The 20643-nt window shown below is 55.1% G+C and carries 20 protein-coding genes; 12 read left to right on the top strand and 8 right to left on the bottom strand.

Annotated elements, in window-relative coordinates; genetic code table 11:
* Window positions 1–10 precede the first annotated feature (10 nt).
* Genes CLOEV_RS16240 through CLOEV_RS13965 form a run of 4 tightly spaced genes read left to right on the top strand, consistent with a single transcriptional unit; the run spans window position 11 to window position 2056 of the window.
* A complete protein-coding gene (locus CLOEV_RS16240) occupies window positions 11–502 on the top strand; it encodes a NusG domain II-containing protein (protein WP_156938437.1) in 492 nt (163 codons plus the stop codon).
* Window positions 502–1017, top strand: coding sequence for a Gx transporter family protein (locus tag CLOEV_RS13975; RefSeq protein WP_008709443.1), 516 nt, complete (start codon window positions 502–504; stop codon window positions 1015–1017). The genes CLOEV_RS16240 and CLOEV_RS13975 overlap by 1 nt, the downstream gene beginning before the upstream one ends.
* Window positions 998–1717, top strand: a complete 720-nt coding sequence (locus tag CLOEV_RS13970) for a B3/B4 domain-containing protein (protein ID WP_034444490.1) — start codon at window positions 998–1000, stop codon at window positions 1715–1717. The genes CLOEV_RS13975 and CLOEV_RS13970 overlap by 20 nt, the downstream gene beginning before the upstream one ends.
* The gene (locus CLOEV_RS13965) at window positions 1718–2056 is read left to right on the top strand and encodes a DUF3795 domain-containing protein (RefSeq protein ID WP_008709446.1); all 339 of its coding nucleotides are present in this window, start codon (window positions 1718–1720) and stop codon (window positions 2054–2056) included.
* Window positions 2057–2086: 30 nt separating this feature from the next.
* On the opposite strand, the gene CLOEV_RS13960 is transcribed toward CLOEV_RS13965, so the two are convergent.
* Complete coding sequence (locus CLOEV_RS13960; RefSeq protein ID WP_034444488.1) at window positions 2087–2803, bottom strand: FadR/GntR family transcriptional regulator; 717 nt, start codon at window positions 2801–2803, stop codon at window positions 2087–2089.
* A gap of 187 nt (window positions 2804–2990) precedes the next feature.
* Between CLOEV_RS13960 and CLOEV_RS13955 the strand changes: the two genes are divergently transcribed.
* On the top strand, window positions 2991–3971 hold the full coding sequence (locus CLOEV_RS13955) for an ornithine cyclodeaminase (RefSeq protein WP_034444486.1): 981 nt from the start codon (window positions 2991–2993) through the stop codon (window positions 3969–3971).
* A gap of 135 nt (window positions 3972–4106) precedes the next feature.
* Entirely contained in the window at window positions 4107–5675 is a 1569-nt protein-coding gene (locus tag CLOEV_RS13950) for an L-serine ammonia-lyase, iron-sulfur-dependent, subunit alpha (RefSeq protein WP_051485189.1), read from the top strand.
* 56 nt (window positions 5676–5731) lie between these two features.
* Here the strand turns inward: CLOEV_RS13950 and CLOEV_RS13945 are convergent, their stop codons facing one another.
* On the bottom strand, window positions 5732–6607 hold the full coding sequence (locus CLOEV_RS13945) for a LysR family transcriptional regulator (RefSeq protein ID WP_034444484.1): 876 nt from the start codon (window positions 6605–6607) through the stop codon (window positions 5732–5734).
* 227 nt (window positions 6608–6834) lie between these two features.
* Between CLOEV_RS13945 and CLOEV_RS13940 the strand changes: the two genes are divergently transcribed.
* The 6 genes from CLOEV_RS13940 (at window position 6835) to CLOEV_RS13915 (ending at window position 13891) form a co-directional block, all read left to right on the top strand.
* Entirely contained in the window at window positions 6835–8448 is a 1614-nt protein-coding gene (locus CLOEV_RS13940; protein WP_034444483.1) for an HAL/PAL/TAL family ammonia-lyase, read from the top strand.
* Window positions 8449–8472: 24 nt separating this feature from the next.
* Window positions 8473–9603, top strand: a complete 1131-nt coding sequence (alr, locus tag CLOEV_RS13935; RefSeq protein ID WP_034444480.1) for an alanine racemase — start codon at window positions 8473–8475, stop codon at window positions 9601–9603.
* Between the two features lie 100 nt (window positions 9604–9703).
* The gene (gene nhaC / locus CLOEV_RS13930) at window positions 9704–11149 is read left to right on the top strand and encodes a Na+/H+ antiporter NhaC (RefSeq protein ID WP_034444476.1); all 1446 of its coding nucleotides are present in this window, start codon (window positions 9704–9706) and stop codon (window positions 11147–11149) included.
* A gap of 70 nt (window positions 11150–11219) precedes the next feature.
* Window positions 11220–12215 carry an ornithine cyclodeaminase family protein gene (locus CLOEV_RS13925; RefSeq protein ID WP_008709468.1) on the top strand — a complete coding sequence of 332 codons (996 nt, stop codon included), beginning with the start codon at window positions 11220–11222 and terminating at the stop codon, window positions 12213–12215.
* Between the two features lie 57 nt (window positions 12216–12272).
* A complete protein-coding gene (locus CLOEV_RS13920; protein ID WP_034444474.1) occupies window positions 12273–13229 on the top strand; it encodes a YeiH family protein in 957 nt (318 codons plus the stop codon).
* A 329-nt stretch (window positions 13230–13558) separates the two neighbouring features.
* Window positions 13559–13891: a tRNA-binding protein gene (locus CLOEV_RS13915; RefSeq protein WP_008709470.1), complete on the top strand. Its 333-nt coding sequence runs from the start codon at window positions 13559–13561 to the stop codon at window positions 13889–13891.
* A 97-nt stretch (window positions 13892–13988) separates the two neighbouring features.
* Here the strand turns inward: CLOEV_RS13915 and CLOEV_RS13910 are convergent, their stop codons facing one another.
* The 6 genes from CLOEV_RS13910 to CLOEV_RS13885 form a co-directional block, all read right to left on the bottom strand.
* Complete coding sequence (locus tag CLOEV_RS13910) at window positions 13989–14375, bottom strand: RidA family protein (protein ID WP_034444472.1); 387 nt, start codon at window positions 14373–14375, stop codon at window positions 13989–13991.
* Between the two features lie 145 nt (window positions 14376–14520).
* The gene (locus CLOEV_RS13905; RefSeq protein ID WP_034444470.1) at window positions 14521–15540 is read right to left on the bottom strand and encodes an ornithine cyclodeaminase family protein; all 1020 of its coding nucleotides are present in this window, start codon (window positions 15538–15540) and stop codon (window positions 14521–14523) included.
* Window positions 15541–15601: 61 nt separating this feature from the next.
* The gene (locus CLOEV_RS13900) at window positions 15602–16990 is read right to left on the bottom strand and encodes a YfcC family protein (protein ID WP_034444467.1); all 1389 of its coding nucleotides are present in this window, start codon (window positions 16988–16990) and stop codon (window positions 15602–15604) included.
* 26 nt (window positions 16991–17016) lie between these two features.
* The gene (locus CLOEV_RS13895) at window positions 17017–18111 is read right to left on the bottom strand and encodes an NAD/NADP-dependent octopine/nopaline dehydrogenase family protein (protein ID WP_034444465.1); all 1095 of its coding nucleotides are present in this window, start codon (window positions 18109–18111) and stop codon (window positions 17017–17019) included.
* 301 nt (window positions 18112–18412) lie between these two features.
* The gene (locus CLOEV_RS13890; protein ID WP_034444463.1) at window positions 18413–19129 is read right to left on the bottom strand and encodes a GntR family transcriptional regulator; all 717 of its coding nucleotides are present in this window, start codon (window positions 19127–19129) and stop codon (window positions 18413–18415) included.
* A 212-nt stretch (window positions 19130–19341) separates the two neighbouring features.
* Window positions 19342–20565 (bottom strand): aminotransferase-like domain-containing protein, encoded by a 1224-nt coding sequence (locus CLOEV_RS13885; protein WP_051485125.1) that lies wholly within the window; start codon window positions 20563–20565, stop codon window positions 19342–19344.
* Window positions 20566–20643 lie beyond the last annotated feature (78 nt).

Genomic DNA, 20643 nt, shown 5'->3' with positions numbered 1-20643 from the left:
GAAATTTTGCATGTTCGCTTGCGCGAACAGGGGGCGGCGCATGAGGCGCGGCGACCGCTGGATGGCTATTGTCACGATGGCCGGCGCGGCGCTGCTGATAGCGGGCGCGCTGATCCAGCAGCAGCGCCGGTATGATGAGAAGAAGCCGCTCGAAGCCGAGATCGTGCGCGACGGCATGGTGATAGAAACGCTGGCGCTGACGGGGCCGCCGCGCGAGATCAGGGTGGAATCGAAGGGGGCTGCGCGCGCGGCAGACGCATCCGCAGGCTTGCCCCCCAATGAAATTACCGAAGTCCGTCAAGGCGGGGGAGCTGCGCATGGCTTCAACATAATACGGGTCGAGAGGGGGCGTATCGCCGTCGTCTCCGCCGACTGCCCTGACGGAGCCTGTGTGCGCCGGGGATGGATATCGCACGCCGGGGGCGGGGCCGTCTGTCTGCCGCACCGCCTTGTGGTGAGGATCAAGGGCGCGGGCGGCGGTGTGGACGGGGTGAGCTGGTGATGGCAATGGATACCCGCAGGATAGTGCTGACAGGGCTTTTCACAGCCTGCGCGCTCGTCGTGAACGTCGCCGAGGGGATGCTGCCGATGCCGCTGCCCGGGATAAAGCTCGGCGCGGCGAACGTCTTCGCTCTCGCGGCGCTCGTTTTGCTGGGAACGAAAGAGGCCTTTGCCGTAACGCTGCTGCGCGTGGCGCTCGCCTGGCTCGTGACGGGAAACATATTCTCGTTCCTTTGCAGCCTGGGGGGCGCGCTTCCCGCGGTCGCCGTGATGGCGCTGCTGTACAAAAAATTCCGCGCGGACTTTTCCCTGCCGTGGATAAGCGTGGCGGGGGCCTGGGCCTTTAACGCGGGGCAGGTCGCCGTGGTATCATATATAGTGGGAGACGCGAGGGTGGCGCTTTACATATTGCCGCTCTTCGCCGTCGGCGCTGTCGCCGGCTGGGCCGTAGGCTGGCTCGCGGACGCCGTATGCCGAAGGATCGGAGGAGAAAAGAATGAAACTTTCTATCGATAAAAAAATCACGCAGGATTTTCCCGACGCGAAGATCGGCTGGCTTCGCGCGCGCATAGCGGACGGGGCAGGGGCGGCCGGGGGCCGCAATGTTCGCATAGCGGAGATGAAAAAAAAGCTTGAGGCAAACCTCAACGACATGGGGATATCCGCCGATACGCTGACGCTCCATCCGGACGTGCGCCGCTGGCGCGAGACCTATTCAAAGATGGGAGTCAAACCGAGCAAGTACCGCTGTTCGCTCGAGGCGCTGCTGCGCCGCATCTTTAAAGGTGACATCTGGAGCGTTTCTGATGTGGTCGACTGTTATGACTGCGTCTCCGCGCTGAACCTGCTCCCAATGGGGGCGCATGATATGACGAAGCTGCGCGGCGACATGGTGCTGCGTTACGCCCGCGAGGGAGAAAAATTCTATCCGCTCGGCGCGGGTGACAGCGTCGTCGATTGCGCGCCGCCGCAGATAGTTTACGCCGACGGCGAGAAGGTCTGCTGCTGGCTCTGGAATTACCGTGACACGCGCGACGCCTGCGTGGACGAAAATACACGGGAGGCGCTCTTCCTGGTGGACTGCGCCTTTGAAACGGAGTGGCGTTCCGTTGAGGACGGCCTTGCCGCGCTGGCGGGGGAACTTGAGGCCATCGGCTGCCAGGTGCGCGCGAGCGGCGTCGTCCGTGCCGCCTCGCCGGCGGCGGAGATAGAATAAATGGCGAACATGGGCTGCTGCGGCATCGACTGCGACGCCTGCGAAGCGAGGCGGGCCACCGCCAGGCGCGACAACGCTGCGCTGGCTAAGATCGCCGCCGCGCAGGAGAGCGAGGGACGCGGTTCCTTCATCCTTCCGTCGCGCCTGCGCTGTACCGGATGCCTCGAGCCCGGAGAAAAGAGCGTCAGCTGCGCCGAATGCGCCATCCGCGCCTGCGCGCTTAGCAGCCACATTCCGCACTGCGGCTTCTGCCCCGATTTTCCCTGCGACCTTGGGACCGCCGTCTGGGAAGCGGTCCCGGAATATCGCCACAACCTGGAAGTCCTCCGCAGCCGGTGAAGGCGCGCGGACGGTTCTTCTTTCAGGAGACTACGGCTTGACCGAAGCGTCCGTCCCGCCGCCGTCGATCTCCGCGTCCAGCGTATGCCGGAAGACGAGCAGTGATTTTTTCACAGCCTCTTCCAATCCTTCGGTGTCGCCGGTGCAGAATATCCGCAGCAATTTTTCATGGTTTTCCATCACCGTGTTGTCGAGCACCTCGCTGCTCTTGCTGATGTAAGAACGGCAGAGCTCCATTATCAGCTTGCCCATCTTGATTATGAACTGGTTGCCCGTCGCTTCGAGCATTATGCTGTGGAAAGCCCTGTCCGCTTCTCCCGCCTCCGACTTGTGGGACAGCTGAAGCTCCCGGTATTCGTCGAGCGCGCGCCGCGCCGCTGCCTTTTTATCCTCCGTGGCCTTGGCGGCGGCGAGCGGCATGTAGGCCTGTTCAAACATCAGCCGGAGCTCATAAAGCTCCTCTGCGCTTGACCGCTGGAGCATCATGTCCAGAAGCAGCGGACGCAGTATCTGCGGGCCGATGGATTCTTTCAGATAGGTGCCCTTTCCCTGCGCCGACTCAACGACACCGAGCACCTGCAGCATCTTTATCGCCTCTCGTATGCTAGACTTTCCCACGCCGTACCGCTCCGCCATCTCGCGCTCGGACGGGAGCAGTTCTCCCGGCTTGAACTCCCCATCCCTGATCGAGTTTTGTATGCTGTCCAAAACGAGTTGAGAGAGCGTATTTTCCCTTCTCAGTTCCATCACCGATCACCTCTCGACAAAATTTACTCAATCAACAGCGGCGTACTATCACATCTAATATCGAGACTGCATTTATTATAAATTATACGCGCCGATGAAGGTAGCGCTTGACAAAAGTAATTTATTGCGTGAGTATAATGATTATTAGCAGATATCTGATAAGTTAAAAATAGAAAGGTCGAATCGTATGTTATACCTGAACGCCGCGGAGATAAGAAAGGTTTTTTCAATGAGGGAGGCCATCGAGTCGGACCGCGAGGCCTTTATGATCCAGGGAGAGGGGTTGGCCGATGTTCCGGTGAGGACGAATTTTGCGATAGCCGAGGGCTGCATCACCTCATTTATGCCGGCCCACATAAAAAAATATCCTCAGGCGGGGATCAAGATAGTCTCGACGTATGCCGGGAATCATAAAAAGGGGATGCCCGCCGTATCGGCGACGGTGCTGCTCGCCGACCCCGAAACCGGCGTGGTCAACGCGCTGCTTGACGGTACCGAGCTGACGCGCATGCGTACGGGAGCCGTCTCCGGCCTTGCCACGGAACTTTTAGCCAATGAAATGGCCGAGGTCGGCGCGCTGTTCGGTACCGGCGGACAGGCCTCCTCGCAGTTGGAGGCGGTGTTGACGGCAAGGCCGCTTAAAGAGGTGCGTGTCTTTGATATGGCGCCCGATAAAGTAGTTGATTTTATTAAACGCACGGCGGAGACCGCCGCGAAATTCGGCACGAAGCTTGTCGCCGCCGAAAGCCCGGAGGCGGCGGTGTCGGGGGCGGACATCATCACCACGGTGACGACCAGCCCGCAGCCCGTTTTTGACGGCCGCCGCGTGAAGGCCGGCGCGCATATAAACGCCGTAGGAACTTTCATGCCGCACAAACGTGAGCTTGACGAATATATCGTGAGGCGCGCGGATAAGATCTTTATCGACAACCGTGAAGCGGTCATGAGTGAGGCGGGGGAGTTTCTCATTCCGATGGCGGAGGGGCGTTTTTCGGAGGATATGATCACGGGAGAACTTGGCGATCTGCTGCTGGGCCGCGCGGCCGGACGCGGCGGCAGGGATGAGATAACGCTGATGAAGACGGTGGGGTTTGCGACGCTTGACATCGTGATCGCGCACAGGGTCTATGAAAAGGCGGTTAAAGCCGGAGTTGGAACTATACTATAAACAAGCTGGCTCGCGCTAAAGGTATCCCGCGGCTTTGTTCGCGGCGGGCGCGGCTCAACAGCGAAATGTCCGGCTGGCTTGGCCGGGAATATTATACTGAAAAAAATAAAAAACCCTGCGGGAGCTGATGTAATCATGGATAAAATGCCAGCCAGTATCTTCAACGACGTCATCGGGCCCGTGATGCGCGGGCCGTCCAGCTCACATGTCGCGGGCGCGGCGCGGATCGCCGCCGTCGTGCGGCAGTCGGTCGGCGGTGATCCGCTGCGCGCCGTCGTCGACTTTGACGTGAACGGCTCGCTCGCCGCTTCGCACGACGGCCACGGCACCGATATGGGCTTTGTCTGCGGCATGCTCGGCAAGGAGATAACGGAACCGGATGTCGACCGTTACGCGCGGCTAGCGCGCGAGGCCGGCGTCGAGATCGAATTCCGTATACTCGACTACGGCGCGGAGCATCCGAACAACTACCGGATCGAGGTATGGGGGCGCGGCGGCGAGCGTCACCTGTGGGAGGGCGTCTCGGTCGGCGGCGGCATGATCGAGATGAGAAACTATGACGGCTTCCCCGTTTCGATATGCGGCGACTTCTGCGAGGCGCTGGTGAAATTTCCCCGCGGCGGCGCGGCGGCGATGAAGGATTCGCCGCTTGTCGCCGGTTCCGCTCCGGATTTCGCGCAGGTCGTGGAGGGCGGGAACGGTTCGCTGCTCTTGCTGAAATATTCAAAAGCCCCGGACATTGAGGCGCTGCGCGCAGCCGCGGCAGTACAGGGCGCGCTTGACTTCGTGTTCGTCAAGCCGATGCTGCCGACGCTCTCGCGCGCGAATTGTTCCGTCCCCTTCTCGTCCGCGCGGGATATGCTCGCCTTCAGCGAAGGCGGAAATATGCCGATGTGGGAGCTTGCCGCCGAATATGAGGCGGCGCGCGGAGGCACCTCTAAAGACGAGGCCCTGGATAAGATGCGCATGCTGGTCTCGATAATGGAAGGATCTCTAAAAGAGGGTCTGGCCGGCACGGAGTACGCTGACCGGATACTCGGGCCGCAGGCCCGCTTGATAGAGGCTGCGCGGGAAAGGGGGGCTCTCATCCCCTGCGACATCCTCAACAATGTCATTAAATCGATCACCGCGATCATGGAGACGAAGAGCGCGATGGGCGTCATCGTCGCCGCTCCCACCGCCGGTTCCTGCGGCTGTCTGCCTGGGACGCTGCTTGGCGCGGGCCTCGCGCTCGGCAAGCCGAAAGAGGAGATCACGCGCGCGATGCTCGCCGCGGGGCTGATCGGCATCTTCATCGCCGAAGGGGCGACCTTCGCCGCCGAGGTCGGCGGCTGCCAGGTGGAGTGCGGCGCCGGCTCCGGCATGGCGGCGGCCGGGCTGGTGCAGCTGATGGGCGGCAGCGCGGAGCAGTGCGTCGACGCCGCCTCGATGGCTTTGCAGAATATCACCGGCCTCGCCTGCGACCCGGTGGCGAACCGCGTCGAGGTCCCCTGCCTCGGCAAGAACGTCATGGGCGGCTCAAACGCCGTCGCCTCGGCGAACATGGCGCTCGCGGGCTATGACAAAGTCATACCGCTCGACGAAACGATCGCCGCGATGTACGACGTCGGCCTCAAACTGCCGCTTGAGCTGCGCTGCACCTTCGGCGGCCTCGGCAAGAGCCCGGCGGCGCTGAAGCTGTTGGAGAAGCTGAAAGACCGTTAAAAGTAAAAGGAAGAGGCTGGCGCGGCGCAGACAGCTTCCGCGCGCCGCGCCTGTTTCTATTCGGGCCAGCAGCCGCAGTTTTCTATGAACGACTTGAAATTCGGCGTCAGTTTCAGGCGGTTGTTATAGATAACGTAAAACTCTCTTTTTTCTTTGAAGTCGCTGATCTCGCAGCTGTGCAGCCTGCCCAGGGCAAGCTCGTTCGTCACCAGTTTTTTCGCCATGATCGAAACGCATCCGCCCTTTACGACCTCTGCTTTTATAACGTCGATATTGCTGTAAGTATCCGCGACGGTTATATCGTAGTGATAACGCCGGGCCGTATTGTCGAAAAGGTCCCGGGTGGGGTTTCCCTGCTCTCTCATGATGAGGTTTGCGCCGGATAATTCCGTCAGCGAGACGGAATCCCTGGCGGCAAATTCGTTCTCCTGATTGCAGATCAAAACATAAGAATCCTCCCCGATCTTTTGATTGACAAGATCGCCGTGCGGCAGGCGGTATTCGAGCAGTACGAAGTCCAGGTCGTAGTCCAGAAGTCTGTTTTTCAGCAGATGGCCGTCTTCGATCACCATACGCGTCTTTACCTTGGGACATACCCGATGGTATCTCACCCAAATATCGTTCAGTATACTGCTGGAGGTGATGAGGTCGCTGCCGACCCTTATCACTTCCTCGCCCGCAAAGCGCACCGCGATCTCCATCTCGTTATACGCATCGAGGACCTTTTTTGAATGGCTGACCGCGATCTTGCCCTGTTCGGTGAGGATGATCCTTTTGTTTATACGCTCGAAGAGCCTGATGTTGTATTCCCTTTCTATCCCGGCGATGACCTGGCTCACCGTGGACTGTGAAATATAAAGGTTCTTGGAAGCCTCGGTCATGTTCAGGCATCTTGCTACCTCGACCAGTATTTCCATATCCCTTATCGTCATCAGGCTCGCCCCTGTCTTAAAATATATTGACTTACCGATAGCTTTTTATTAAAAAATTAAAATCACAGCATCTATAGTATTTTACCAATGGTACATATATATTTTACAATTTTACATGTCAGAGTCAATGGCGTATATTTGCCTTGTCACAAGGAGATGCGCATATCCCCAATCGGTACAAGCAAAAAGAGATTGACCTATATTATCAATAATTATGGAGGCTGCTCATGGAACGCATAGTATTGAACGGACACAATCTTACCATTAAGGATCTAGTCAAAGTCGCCAGGGAGAATGCCCAAGTGGAGATCGCACAGGAGAGCAGAGATGAAATCAACCGTGTGCGCGAGTATATAGAGGAACATTGGATCACGGAGGACGCTCCCCCGACCTACGGATTTAACACGGGGCTCGGTAAGCTGAAAGACTTCACCATTTCTATGGAGGAGAATGACGAGTTCCAGAAGCGCGCCATTTTTTCTCACGCTGCGTGTGTGGGCGACCCTTTGCCGGAGGAAGTCGTGCGCGCCGGTATGCTGGTGCGCATCAATGCGCTGTGCCAGGGCGTTTCCGGCCTGCGAATGAAAACGCTTGACCGCCTTGTTGAGATGCTTAATAAGAGAGTACATCCCGTTATCCCATGCCAGGGTTCCGTCGGCGCTTGCGGTGATTTGGGGCCGCTGTCGCACATGGTTGCCGTGCTGATGGGTTATGAAGGAGCGGAGGCGTACTATAATGGCGAACGGCTTTCCGCGCCGGAGGCTTTGGAGAAGGCCGGTATTACCCCCGTTGCCTTCCAGCTGAAAGCGAAGGACGCTTTGGCGCTGATCAACGGCACGACGATTTTCACCGGAATGGCCGCGCTGAATTGTTTTGACGCCGAGCAGCTTATCAAGCAGTCCGAGATCGCCTGCGCGCTGAGCCTTGAGGCCATGCGCGGCGAACAGGCCGCCTTCGACCCCCGCATACAGGACGTCCGCAAGCAGGAAGGGCAGAAAAAGACGGCGGCCAATATCAGGCGTCTGGTTCGCGGCACGACGCGCGCGACCGATGAATGCCGCAAGGTACATTTGAAGAACGACATCATGCACCCCGTCTATCAGGCCAGAGTCCAGGACCTCTATTCCCTGCGCTGCGTGCCGCAGGTTCACGGAGCGTGCCGCGACAATCTTGAATACGCCAAGCAGACGCTTGAGCGCGAGATCAACGCCGCCACCGACAATCCGCTGGTATTCTGGGGCAAAGACGGAAAGCTGGAATTCCTGAGCGGCGGCAACTTCCACGGGGAACCGGTGGCGTTCGCGATGGATATACTGGCTATGTCGCTGGCTGAAATCGGAAATATTTCGGAGCGCCGCAGCTTCTCCATCTGCGACCCGACCTTGAGCTATGGCCTGCCGCCCATGCTCAGCGGCGAACCGCACGGACTCAACTGCGGCTACCCGGTCATCACCTGCGCCGCCGCCGCGCTCGCTTCCGAGAACAAGACGCTCTGCTTCCCCGCCAGTGCGGATTCAATCCCCACCAAGTCAAACCAGGAAGATCACGTAAGCATGGCGCCCTGGGCCTGCCGCAAGACGAAGCAAATAATCGACAATCTCTATAAAATCCTCGGCATTGAATTCCTCGTCGGCGCGAGGGGCGTGTGGGTGACGCAGAAAGACCTGGGAGAATTTGAACTGGGTGAAGGAACGAAGGCCGCCTACAAGGTTCTCACCGACGCCATCCCCTACGAAATGGACGACATCTATATGCAGAGGCAGTCTGTCCCCGCCATCCGCCTGACACAGGAAGGCGCCATCCTTAAAGCGGTGGAACAGGCTCTGGGGTGCGAGCTGTAAACTGTAGGCTTTGAGAATATCACAATGAGCCCTGATGTATATAACTCATACATGGCGGTGGATCTTAACAAATTAAAAAGTAATTTTGAGAAGATTCGCGCGTGCGTAGGATCAGGCGTTGAGGTTATCCCCATATTAAAGGGAAACGCCTACGGGCTCGGCGGAGTTGGGTTGGCTAAGTTTTATGCCGGTACATTGGGTTCTAAAATGATTGGCGTCGCGCATGTGCGCGAAGCCGCGGAGCTCCGCGAAGCGGGGATCAGCTGCGAATTGCTGGTGCTCGGCGGGGCTCCCTTCAACAATATACCCGCCGCTGTAGCCTATTCAATACAAACCACCGCCTTTGAGCGCGAATACGTCGACCTGCTGGACCGTGAAGCGGAGAAACAGGGAAAAATCGCCGAGATCCAGATAAAAATCAATACGGGATTGAATCGTATCGGCGTTAAGCCAGGGGAAGAACTCACAAACTTTGTCAGATATATAAAAACAAAGACGCATATCAAAGTGCGCGGCGCCTTTACTCACTTTGCGGCGAGCCATATCGAGGATCACAGCCTTACTTTAGGACAATTCGAGCTTTTCAAACAGGCAATCGGGGAAATAAAGGCCTGCGGCGTGGAGCTGGATTACATACACGCCTGCAACGGCTGCGCCGCCGTATGGTTTTCAGAGGCATACGGCACCGCCGTCCGTCCCGGGAACCTGCTCTTTGGTTACGACAACAATGAAAAGCCTAAAAACGCTCTTGGCGTCGAACCGGCAGTGACCTGGCGCTGTTTCGTTACGCAGCTCAGGACCTTGCAGCCCGGAGAGTCCATTGGCTATAACCGGTACTTTATCGCTAAAGAGCCGATTCGGGTGGCGACCATATCCGTGGGCTTCGGCGACGGTTATTACCGCCCGATGCTCATGGGCGGAGGGTTCGCCTTAGTCAACGGCAAGAGGTGCCGCTTCCTCGCCACATCCATGGATCAGACCTGGCTGGAAATAGACGGAGTCACGAACGTCGCTCTCAACAATGAAGTCACTCTGCTCGGCAAAGACGGGGACGACGAGCTCACGGTCTATGACTGGCGCAAATTCTGCGGAGAATCGATAGTTTTCTTGAGCAGCATAATCAGCAACCGGGTCGAGCGCGTCTTTTTGTCGTAAAACCCGGTAAAAAAACAAGGTGGGGCCGCTCATCAGAAAATGTCGCGGCTTTGGATGTGGTGTGAACTGTAAAAGATGGCAGGAGAAAGAGGTGCATGAAGTGAAAGATAAAAAATCCCGAAAGATCACTTTAGCAGATGCTTTTATAGTATTTGCTTTCCTTATCGTATCCATGCTGAGCACGATACTCCTATTCGGAGGGAAACCGCATATCCCGCTGGTGGCCTCCATCGTGGTCGCTTCCACGATCGGTATGCTGAAAGGATTTTCGTGGGCGGAAATCGAGGCGGGCATTATCGACTCTATCGCGTCGGCGATGGCGTCTATCCTCATGCTGCTGGTAGTCGGTATCATCATCGGCACATGGACGCTGGGCGGAGTTGTGCCCACGATGATCTATTACGGACTTGAGCTGCTCTCGCCGAAGATTTTTCTGGTCACGGCCTGCGCTATCTGCGGCGTGGTCTCCTTGTTCACCGGAAGCTCATGGGGGACGCTGGGAACGGTCGGTGTGGCTTTACTCGGCGTCGGCCGGGGTTTGGGCATCCCCGACGGCCTGATAGTGGGCGCGCTTATCTCCGGTTCCTACTTCGGCGATAAGCTTTCCCCGCTCTCCGATACGACCAATCTTGCGCCGGCGGTCTCGGGAGCTACTCTGTTTGACCATGTAAGACACATGATGTATACGACTATTCCCAGCATACTGATCGCGATGGCTATATATGGCGTGCTAGGACTTAAATTTGCCGGAACTGAGCTGGATTACGATAAAATCAGCATCCTGCGCAACGCGATATCAGGATCGTTCAAAGTCTCCTTGTTGATGTTCCTCCCCCCTGCCGTCGTCATCATGTTGGTGATTAGAAAGGTGCCCGCTCTGCCCGGGCTGATGGTGGGCGCTATCCTTGGAGCCGTCTGCGCGGCGCTCTTCCAGGGCGCGGGCATGGCGGATATCATCCGCGCTTCGCATCTGGGCGTGACGGTGAATACAGGCGTCGCCGAGGTGGATAAGCTTCTGAGCGGAGGCGGTATCAATTCCATGTTGGGCACGACGGCGCTGGGGCTGCTGGCCCTCTCCTTCAACGGCGTGATCGAGCGCATCGGAGTTGTGAACGTGGTCATTGAGCGTATCATAAAATTTGCCGATACAGACGGAAAATTGATCTTCTCCACGCTCCTTACCTCGCTGTTCATCAATTTCGCCTCCGGTGTGCAGAAGTGCGCCATCGCGCTGCCCGGCAGGATGTATAAGGATATATATCGCCAACGCGGCCTGGCGCCCAAGAACCTGTCGCGCTGCTGCGAGGACGCGGGCACGGTGGCCGCTCCGCTGGTTCCCTATTCCACCGACGCGGCATTCCTTTCCGGCACGTTTGGGGTCGATCCTATGATGTACATCCCATATTGCTTCTTCAGCATGATCAGCCCGATCATATCAATGATATTCGGCTTTACCGGCTTCAGTATCGCCAAGCTCTCTCCCGAGGAAATGGAAAAGATTGCGCAGGAAGAAGCTGCCGCCAGCAACCCTGTGGTTGTGGGGTAGAACAGAAGGTTTACAAAAAACCTGAATGCGGCACAGCGATCTGTGCCAATGAAATGAAAGGGGTATTATTATGGACATACTATATCTAAACGCAAAAGACATAGACCAGCTCGGCATCACCAATGACGAAATATTGGAGGCCGTCGAAGAGAGCCTGCGGGCTCAGGGGACGGGGCAGGCGATGGTAGAGCCGCGCGTCCACATCCATCCCAATCCCGAATATAACGGACACTTCAACGTACTGCGCGGCTACATCGAGCCGGAGCATGTCGCGGGCGTCAAGGTGGTAGGCGACTATGTCTACAACTACAAGAAAGACCTGCCCTCCGAGATGTCGCTGCTCAGCCTCTACGACCCCGAGAACGGAGCTCCGTACGCGATCATGGACGCCACGGCGATAACCTCGATCCGCACCGGCGCGCTTACGGCGGTGGGCGCCAAGTATCTCGCGAAAAAATCGAACCGCGTGCTCGGGCACCTCGGCTGCCGCGGAACGGCCTTCTGGAATGTGGTGCTGCTGGACCATCTCTATGATTTTGAAGAGATCCGGATAAACAGCAGAAGACGCGAGTCGATGGAGGCCTTTGCGCAGGCTCTCGAAGCCCGTCTGCACAAAAAAATAGTGATCGCCAAAGACAGCGAGGAATGCCTGAAAGGCGCCGACATAATGATCGAAGCCACGCGCCTGATCGAGCCGGCCCCGCTTCTCAAAACAGAATGGGTCAAGCCCGGAGACTTCGTCGTCCCCTACGGAACGATATGCGCAAACGAGATCACACTGACCGACGTTATGGACAAGATCGTCGTCGATGACTGGGGACAGTGCAAAGAGGGCGGAAAACTCGGCAGCTTGAGCCCGCATGTGAGGGCCGGCAAGCTGACGGAAAAGACGCTTTACGCCGAACTGAGCGAGATCGTGGCCGGCAAAAAGACGGGACGCGAGAATGACGACGAGCGCATCCTCTTCTGGCACCGCGGACTTTCGATAAACGACATCGCGCTCGGCCGGTTATATTACAAGAAGGCCGTTGCCAACAATATCGGCACAAAGCTTTTCTATCGTTAGAAAACATCGGCCACGGCGGGGTTTTGCGGGCATAAGAAAGGGGAGGACGGTATAGCTATGAAAGATATTTTGGAAAGAATAAACGGCAACAAATATGTATGGTTCTGCGCGGCGCTGGCGCTCTCCGTTCTTACGCCCAACCCCGCCATCGGCCTCGCGGCTGGCGCGTTCATCGCCCTGACGGTCGGCAATCCCGTCATGAAAGAGACGGGGGCCGTCTCAAAAAAGCTGCTGCAGCTCGCGGTAATACTGCTCGGCTTTGGCATGCAGCTGGACGTCGTGCTGCGAGTGGGGCTGACTTCGATATGGGTCACGATGATATCGATCAGCGCCGTGCTTGCCATCGGGGCGTTCCTCGGGCGCGCGTTCAAAGTAGAACGCGACCTTTGCACGCTCATAAGCTCCGGTACCGCGATCTGCGGAGGGAGCGCCATCGCCGCGATGTCGCCGGCCATCGGCGCGAATCAGACTGCTACCGGAGTGGCGATGGCCGTCGTCTTTCTTCTGAACGGCATCGCGCTGCTTATATTCCCGCCGCTCGGACATTTACTGGGGCTTTCGCAGCAGCAATTCGGCTTCTGGTCGGCGCTTGCCATACACGATACCAGCAGCGTCGTCGGCGCGGCCTCGATCTACGGCGCGCAGGCGCTCGCGATCGCCGCGACGGTAAAATTGACGCGTGCGCTCTGGATACTTCCCCTTTCGATCGCCGGAGCCAAGCTGAACCGTACACAAAGCAAAGCCGCCTTTCAATGGTTCCTTGTGGGGTTCCTGGCCGCTGCCGCCATACGCATGCTCTTCCCCTCACTCGAAACGCTCTGCAATTACGGCGCGCTCGCGGGGAAACACCTGATGACGGGAACGCTCTTCCTCATAGGCGGCGGACTGAGCCGCCCCGCGCTGAAAAAGATCGGCGCGAAACCGCTCGTCATGGCGGTCCTGCTCTGGCTGATAATTTCCGTGCTTACGCTGCTGGCGGTGAAAAACGGCCTGATGCCGAATTTAGGAATATAGCGCCTCCGCGCGCCGGCATCAATTTAAGAGCGTACTGTTGCAAAAAAGATGGGAGCGGCATATGTCGTTCCCGTCTTTTCTTTTGTTATGCCGCCGAGCATCAGGCATTTTTGCCCTGTCGCCGCAGCCGTCAGGCATGGCCGGTACGTCGGGGCATTCATGGAAAAGGGGCCGGCTTTATTGTATACTTCAACTGCCGAAGCGCATAAAGCCGGCAGTCAAGAGCGCCTTTTTGATCAGACGCGGCTGCGCTCCGCGCCGGTACGCAGTTTCTCACCTTGGCGGTTGGGAAGATGGATCTCTCTGAATTTTAGCTTTGGGGGAAGATAATGATGATCACGGTGGAAGATTTCGACAAAGTAGAGATGCGCGTTGGCACGGTCATCGAGGCTGAGATCAACAAAAAGGCCAGAACTCCCGCCTATAAGCTGAAAATAAACTTCGGCGGCGAGCTTGGCGTAAAGACTTCGTCCGCACAGATCACCGCGCTCTATACGCCGGAGGAACTGGTCGGCAAGCAGGTCGTCTGCTGCGTCAACCTTGAACCGATGCGCATCGGCTCGGTAAAGAGCGAAGTCCGCATCCTCGGCTCCGAATCGGCGCAGGGCGTGGTCCTGCTCCGGTTGACTGAAAAGGTCGCGGACGGCGACAGGATATTTTAAAGGCAGATTTAGCGACTTGAGGTTTTGCCTTCAGCCTCCGTTAACTGTGAGGCGGAGGCGAAACCTCAAGCGTAAGCCGCGGCGCGGCAGGTTTATATTATTCCTTATACGCGACAAAAACTATCTCCACATGCGCGCCGTCGGCAAGTTTCGCCGTTTCAACGGTCGCCCTTGCAGGGTAGGGCGCTGTAAAGTAACTTCTATATACTTCGTCTATTTTTTTAAAGTCGTCAAAGCTTGTGATATAAATTCGTGCGTTCACGACGTTATCGAAAGTAAGCCCTTCCGACGCAAGCATAGCTTTTGCCGTTTCCATGGCCGCTTTTGTCTCAACGCGGATATCGCCGTGGCCGAGAATTTCACCGCTTCCGGCATCCGCGCCGCACACGCCGGTCAAAAATAATAAATTCCCGGCCCATACGCCCTGACTGTAAGATCCGATCGCCGGCGGTACTTTATCGCAATTTACCACTTTGCGGGTCATCCGATTTCCTCCTAAATGGAAAGTTCCATTTTTTGCCATATTCCTACAGAGAGATTTTGTTAGCGGTCTGTTATTGTTATAAGCCTTTGAATGGTGGCCGGAAGTGTTTCTTCGCATTCCCGGCCACCGTTCGGACAGTGGATATTTAGCGCTTGGGCTCAACCTCGGTGTCATCATTAAATACAAAGGAACTTCCGAGTCCGAGAGCTTTCGCTTTTTCGTAGACCTTTGTCGCTACTGCTACGTCCATCGCGCCGGTGCCGATGGGTACGCAGACGATTTTTTCGCCCTCTTTGATGTGCCCGTCGACCTTGCCTGCCACCAGTTCGCCGATCGTGGCGGTTATCATTTCTCTGTTAAATTTGCCGGTATCGACGATATTTTTCAGCGCGCCTCTGTGAAGGGTCTGTCCTATCGAATCGACGAAAACCCTGTTTGCGGAGAGCAGCAGTTCGTCTTCGCATTCAGTAAACGACCCCATCGGGAAGATGATTTGTCCGGCCTTGAACCAGTCATTTTTGATAAACTTGTTCCTGGCGTGCGTCACCGAGACGATGATATCCGTCCCCGCGAATACTTTTTCGGGCGAGTCCGCCGCGGTGATTTTTATATTCGTTTTCGGCGCCATCTCGGCGATATATTTTTGCACCGCTTCGTTGCTGATGTCGTACACTATGGCTTCCTCTATCTCAAAAACTTCAGCAAACGCCATCAGCTGCGTACGTCCCTGAGCGCCGGTTCCGAAAATTCCCAGGCGTATCTTCTTCTTGTCCGTCATGTATTTGGCTGCGACGGCAGCCTGCGCGCCCGTGCGGTAATTTGTGATCTGCTCTCCGTCCATCACGCAGCGAAATACTCCGGTCTCGGGATCGAAAAGCGATATCAGCGCGATTATGTAAGGAAGGCCCCACGATGGATTGTTCAAGGAACCGCCGACGCACTTTATCCCCGCGCTCTTCATGCTGTGTATATACGCCGGCATTCCATTGAGCCCGTTTTTATAGGGAGGCCACTCGGCATCCTCTCCCAATTCCAAAGTCACCTTCGTCGGACATATGACCTCGTTGTTTCCCCAATCGCGAAAAGCGATCTCGCATGCGTCGACGGTATCCTTCATGGTGAGCAGTTCCTGTACGGTATCGGCGTTGATCAATTTGCAAGGCATAGTATATTTCCTCCTGTTGTATTGTGTATTTATGTTGCTTAAAAATCAGTTCTCGTGTCGCTTACCAGACATATACGCCTATGGCGAGCACAACCATTGTCCATATCGTCCATTTGATTACCAGCGGCAACGCAAATTTGAACCACCGCGCAAACGGGATCCCCGCGATGCCAAGGGATGCCATAAGGACTGGATGAGTTGGCGTGATCATATTCCAATACCCATCGCCCGCCTGATAGGCTTGACACGCTATTTGGCGCGATACCCCCACAAGATCCGCGAGCGGTGCCATAATGGGCATGACAACGACAGCCTGTCCGCTTGACGAAGGGATAAAGAAGTTGATGACGCCCTGAGCGAAGAACATTCCCCATGCCGCTACGACGCTATGCAGGTGTATCAATGGCAGTGACAGCGCATATATAATCGTATCCATGATCATTCCCTGTTCCATAATGACGAGCACCGCTCTTGAAAGCCCCACAAGCATTGCCGCTGGAGCAAGCTCTTTCGCCCCGTCTATAAACTCCTCCGCGAATTTATTTATGTCTGTTTTATACATTACGACACCAACGAAAATAGCAAGAGCCATGAAAAGGGCGCTTATCTCCTGCAGGTACCATTCGTACTTGAGTACACCAAAAATGAGTCCGCCAAGGGCCGCGAAAAGCGCGAGTAGTATCAATCTATCAGAGCGTGTCAGTCCCTTGTAATCAAGGTCTATTTTGATGTTTGAAACATTGAATGGGATATCGGCAACAAGGCTTGCCGACGGCGTCTTTTTTACCTTTGCCGCATATCTCATTGTATGATGTACCGCGATAATGGTACCGCCTAGGCACAAGATCGTACGAAGACCCATCCCTGAAAACATCTGCAATTCAGCGATCTTATGGGCGATACCTATGGAAAATGGATTTAACGGCCCTGCCGAATAACCGGCATAAACTCCTATTGTAACGAAGCATACCCCAACAAGCCTGTCATATCCCATTGCCGTTGCTGCCGCGATGAGGACCGCCAAAAACGGCAGAGTTTCTTCCGCCATGCCGAAAGTTGCGCCTGCCAGTGCAAAAGCGACCATTATTACCGGGATTAGGAAATAGGTTTTATCCTTATACTTTACAATCACGCTTGCCAGCGCCGCGTTGATTGCGCCGGATTTGACCACCAGAGCCATTGCGCCGCCTATGCAAAGTACGAACGAAATTATCTCGGAAGCCTTAAGTATTCCCTCAAAGACTGATGACAGCAGCGTTTTCAAACCTACAGGGCTGTTCTCAATGTACTTAAATGTTCCAGCGGCTACGACAGTTCTGCCGGAAGCTGCATCTTTGACACGGTCAAACTGCCCTGCCGGTATTACATACGTAAGTGCCGCGCAAATTACTATTACTATCAATAAAAGTGCAGCCGTACTAAGGTTTTTCCGTTTTTTTATCTCTGACATATGCTTTTGCCACCTCCGTTTATTTTTTATCCGTGTACAATATCTTTGATATTTTCAAAAGCTATATTTTTGAATCCCATTGCTTTTAAGCCCCGGCCATAGGCCGGATAGTTAGTTTTGTTTATGATGCTGGCGAGATGTATTATCGCATCAATGGTCGGCGTTGGAACTTTGACCATCTTACCCATCTCCGAGAGCGGTACCAGGAGATACGGGACATCCTCCGTAATATACCTGTGTGTTACGGACTGCGGGGAATCGGCTCCCATCTTGCTATATACAGGGTGCAGGCTGAATATTTCGTGAAGGTTGCGGTACTGGGTTGAATCCAGGTCGTAATTTGCCAAAGCGTCTTCAAACTCGGTTACAAGATTATACCCCCAAGCTTTACCGACAGCTAAGCGTTCCTCGTCCATTTTTTCCATCACGGAACACACTGACGCACTCATCCCGTCGTTGTAGAAACGAAAACGTTCTCCGGTCTCGATGCGGCCGGCGTTCATGATCATGGTGGGGCAGTGGATGATCATATTGGTGTTGGCGAGCGCGACAGCGAGCGCGCTGGGGAGGGGAAGGAGCTTGACCGGCAATATCCCCTCAATTTTCTGTAAAAGCCTGTCCGTCGCGCTCGCCGGGACTGCGGAAGCCCAGACGCTGCCCTTTACTCCGAAGATGTTGCAGCTTTTGTTCTTGTCCAGACGTGCGGCATATGGGATCGTGTCGCTTTCGCCGATAAGTATCTGGTTTTCCAGGCCACGCGCCTTCATTCTTAGATAGAGAGAGATCGCGCCAAAATTACCGGGCATTACAAGCACGGCCTGCCCATCTTTGAGGTGAGGCGCCATGTAATCGAAGGCTGATTCCTGCCCGTATGAAGGCATCAGGACAAATACCGCTTCCGCTCCGTCAAGCGCGGCGGCGGCCTCTGTCGTTACCAGCGAAAGTTTGGCCTCGCCTGATGCTGCTCCGGTAAGCGTCAACTTGCCGCCGCTGCGTTCCAAATGTTTTATATTGTCGCTGAACGACGGATTTTCCCACAGCCGGACGTTATGCCCATGTAAGGCAAGGTCTCCGGCAAGCGCGTGAGCACCGTTGCCAGCTCCGAATACAGCGATATCCATAACACCACTTCCTCTGCATTAAATGGTGAAGCAATATATCATGGGTAAATTTAATTGAGTACGAAAAACGTATACGTTTATTGGATTCAATTATAGCCGTCTCTGGAAATGTGTCAATAGGTTTTGAAGTGTTATAGAATTAGAATATATTTTTTATAAAATTAAATATATAGATTTATATTTAGGAAGGTATGGACGGTAATAGGACTCATTGTTTAAGCCGATTATAACAAAAGCGAAAAACCTTAAAGATCACGTCAAGGCTTTTCGCTTCTATTTTTTAATATAATTTTATGTTATCTCAGTTAGGGAATATTTTTTCATATTCTTTCCATTTAAAAAAAGACATGACATGTTCGCTTGCCGCGGGAGCGTGCCTAAGATGGCGCACCATCTTTTTTACTGCCGCCGCCATATCACGTTGTGCAATACTTACGACGATATCCTCGTGCTGAAGGATCATTTGATCGTTTGAATCTTTGTGGCGGTCCTGATCTCTATCCACGCGATAGAGACTGATACCATAGAATAGTTCATACATACATATACGTAAATAGACTTGTTTAAGCGCCCTCACGAGGTATTCGTTGCCGGAAGAAGCGGCCAAGGTTACGTGAAAACCGTCACTGAGGTCTTTATATGTGTCACATATTTGGGTCTCATTTTTTTCGTTTTCTGTCCTGATCGCATCATATATTTTTTTACCAGCCTGATGATTCCAGTTGAGGCAGGCAAGGCTGACCGAGGTCACTTCAAGGCGCTCTCTGAATATGTATGCCTCATATAGATCGGAAAGTGTTAGTTTAGGGAAAAAATATCCCCTTTGATTCTGTTTTTTTTCAAGGATTCCGTCCACTACCAGCTGGTCCAAAGCCCCTCTTATCGGAGTTCTGCTCATGCCCAGCGACTTTTCGAGGTCTGTCTCAAACAGCCTGGCGCCGGGAAAAATTTCTTTACGCTGTATCAGCTCCATTATTTGCTCTAAAGCAGCGTCTTGAGCGGTAGTTTTTATCGGCATTACATGCTAGCTCCTAACGAATTGATGTCACTTAATATTGTGATATTATACACTTTCATAACGAAAGTAACAATAAAATATCTACAAACGACTAATTTCTGCGGTAAAGCTGGCTTTTTGCTTTTATTTCAAAACGTTAATACAATAAAAAGGGGTACGCGCTTGCTGTACCCCATGGAGTATTTCTTAGGATATATCGATGACGATAATAATTATTTGTACTCCCTGAAAGCCTCGGCGAGCCGTTTGATCCCCTCTTCCGCCGTTTCGGGGTCGACCTTTGCGAAGGAGATGCGGAAGGCGTCGTGTCCGTTTTTCGCTTCGTCGATCGTGTAGAAGGCGCTCCCCGGGATGATGCCGACCTTCTTCTTTTCCACCGCGAAGCGCGCGAAGGCTGTCATGTCGTCGACGCCCCGCGCCTCTCCCCAGAGGAAGAAGCCGCCCTTGGGGTAGTTCGTCTTTATCCCCAGCGGTTTGAGGTGCTTCTCTATCGCCTTTACCATGCCGTCGCGGCGCACGCGGTAGGTGTCGCGCAGGAAGCCGACGCGCTCGCCGAAGTCCGCGTTATTCAGGTAGTTGAAGAGCCCGAGCTGCAGGATCGCGGGACGCGTGAGGCCGGCGCTGATGCGGAAGGCGTTGAGGTGCGGGATGATCGCGTCCGGCACGACGAGCCAGCCGCAGCGCATCCCCGGCGCGACCAGTTTGGAGAAGCTGTTGCTGTGCAGCACGCGCCGGTCGTCGCCGGCGAGGCCCAGGTATGTCGCGGGAGCCTCTTCGTCGTAGCTCAGGTAGTGGTAGGGGTCGTCCTCGAAGATCGGGACGTCGTACTTCGCGGCGATGGCGAGGATCTCTTTGCGGCGCTCAAGCGGCGAGGTGCGGCCGCTGGGGTTTTGGAAGTTAGGTATCGTATAGAGGAAACGCACGCTGCGCGATTTAAGCAGCCGTTCAAACTCTTCTGGGATGATGCCGTCGTCGTCGGAGGGCACGCCGACACAGTTCGCGCCCTGTTTGCGGAAGGTGAGCAGCGTCTCCGTAAAGGTCGGCGCTTCGACGAGCACCGTGCAGCCTGGGTCGATCAGCGTCTCCGCGACCAGCTCGATCGCCTCGCCAGCGCCGTTGGTCAGCAGGATGTTCCTGCTCGTCACCCAGTCGGGGGCCATGCCGTCGGCCCTCATGCGGCGGGTTATCCACTCGCGCAGCTCCATCAGGCCGAAGTCCTCTTTCGCGTAGGCGAGCAGCGACGGATCGTCAAAGATCGGGGCGAAGGCCTTTTTGAGATCGTCGATGGGATATATATCCGCCGACGGTTCGCCGGCTGTGAGCGAAATGGCTTTATGCTCGATGCTGAGCTTTATCATGACGCCTATCTCCGAGGGGTCGAGCCTCTCCTTTGCCATCGTGCTGAGCTGGTATTTAAATGAAAAGGGTTCCGTCATATCTATTCCTCCCGAACGTATAGAATATCCTGAAACTATTTTATCATGATAACTCACAGACAGAGGTTTTTGTAAGGA

This window comes from Cloacibacillus evryensis DSM 19522, assembly GCF_000585335.1.
GTDB lineage: Bacteria > Synergistota > Synergistia > Synergistales > Synergistaceae > Cloacibacillus > Cloacibacillus evryensis.
This window is presented reverse-complemented; position numbering and strand designations above follow the sequence as displayed.

Bases quoted from the DNA above. Each gene is read 5' to 3' on its own strand.
- CLOEV_RS16240 (WP_156938437.1), top strand. From the start codon at position 11: ATGTTCGCTTGCGCGAACAGGGGGCGGCGCATGAGGCGCGGCGACCGC.
- CLOEV_RS13975 (WP_008709443.1), top strand. From the start codon at position 502: ATGGCAATGGATACCCGCAGGATAGTGCTGACAGGGCTTTTCACAGCC.
- CLOEV_RS13970 (WP_034444490.1), top strand. From the start codon at position 998: ATGAAACTTTCTATCGATAAAAAAATCACGCAGGATTTTCCCGACGCG.
- CLOEV_RS13965 (WP_008709446.1), top strand. From the start codon at position 1,718: ATGGCGAACATGGGCTGCTGCGGCATCGACTGCGACGCCTGCGAAGCG.
- CLOEV_RS13960 (WP_034444488.1), bottom strand. From the start codon at position 2,803: ATGGAACTGAGAAGGGAAAATACGCTCTCTCAACTCGTTTTGGACAGC.
- CLOEV_RS13955 (WP_034444486.1), top strand. From the start codon at position 2,991: ATGTTATACCTGAACGCCGCGGAGATAAGAAAGGTTTTTTCAATGAGG.
- CLOEV_RS13950 (WP_051485189.1), top strand. From the start codon at position 4,107: ATGGATAAAATGCCAGCCAGTATCTTCAACGACGTCATCGGGCCCGTG.
- CLOEV_RS13945 (WP_034444484.1), bottom strand. From the start codon at position 6,607: ATGACGATAAGGGATATGGAAATACTGGTCGAGGTAGCAAGATGCCTG.
- CLOEV_RS13940 (WP_034444483.1), top strand. From the start codon at position 6,835: ATGGAACGCATAGTATTGAACGGACACAATCTTACCATTAAGGATCTA.
- alr (WP_034444480.1), top strand. From the start codon at position 8,473: ATGAGCCCTGATGTATATAACTCATACATGGCGGTGGATCTTAACAAA.
- CLOEV_RS13925 (WP_008709468.1), top strand. From the start codon at position 11,220: ATGGACATACTATATCTAAACGCAAAAGACATAGACCAGCTCGGCATC.
- CLOEV_RS13920 (WP_034444474.1), top strand. From the start codon at position 12,273: ATGAAAGATATTTTGGAAAGAATAAACGGCAACAAATATGTATGGTTC.
- CLOEV_RS13915 (WP_008709470.1), top strand. From the start codon at position 13,559: ATGATGATCACGGTGGAAGATTTCGACAAAGTAGAGATGCGCGTTGGC.
- CLOEV_RS13910 (WP_034444472.1), bottom strand. From the start codon at position 14,375: ATGACCCGCAAAGTGGTAAATTGCGATAAAGTACCGCCGGCGATCGGA.
- CLOEV_RS13905 (WP_034444470.1), bottom strand. From the start codon at position 15,540: ATGCCTTGCAAATTGATCAACGCCGATACCGTACAGGAACTGCTCACC.
- CLOEV_RS13900 (WP_034444467.1), bottom strand. From the start codon at position 16,990: ATGTCAGAGATAAAAAAACGGAAAAACCTTAGTACGGCTGCACTTTTA.
- CLOEV_RS13895 (WP_034444465.1), bottom strand. From the start codon at position 18,111: ATGGATATCGCTGTATTCGGAGCTGGCAACGGTGCTCACGCGCTTGCC.
- CLOEV_RS13890 (WP_034444463.1), bottom strand. From the start codon at position 19,129: ATGCCGATAAAAACTACCGCTCAAGACGCTGCTTTAGAGCAAATAATG.
- CLOEV_RS13885 (WP_051485125.1), bottom strand. From the start codon at position 20,565: ATGACGGAACCCTTTTCATTTAAATACCAGCTCAGCACGATGGCAAAG.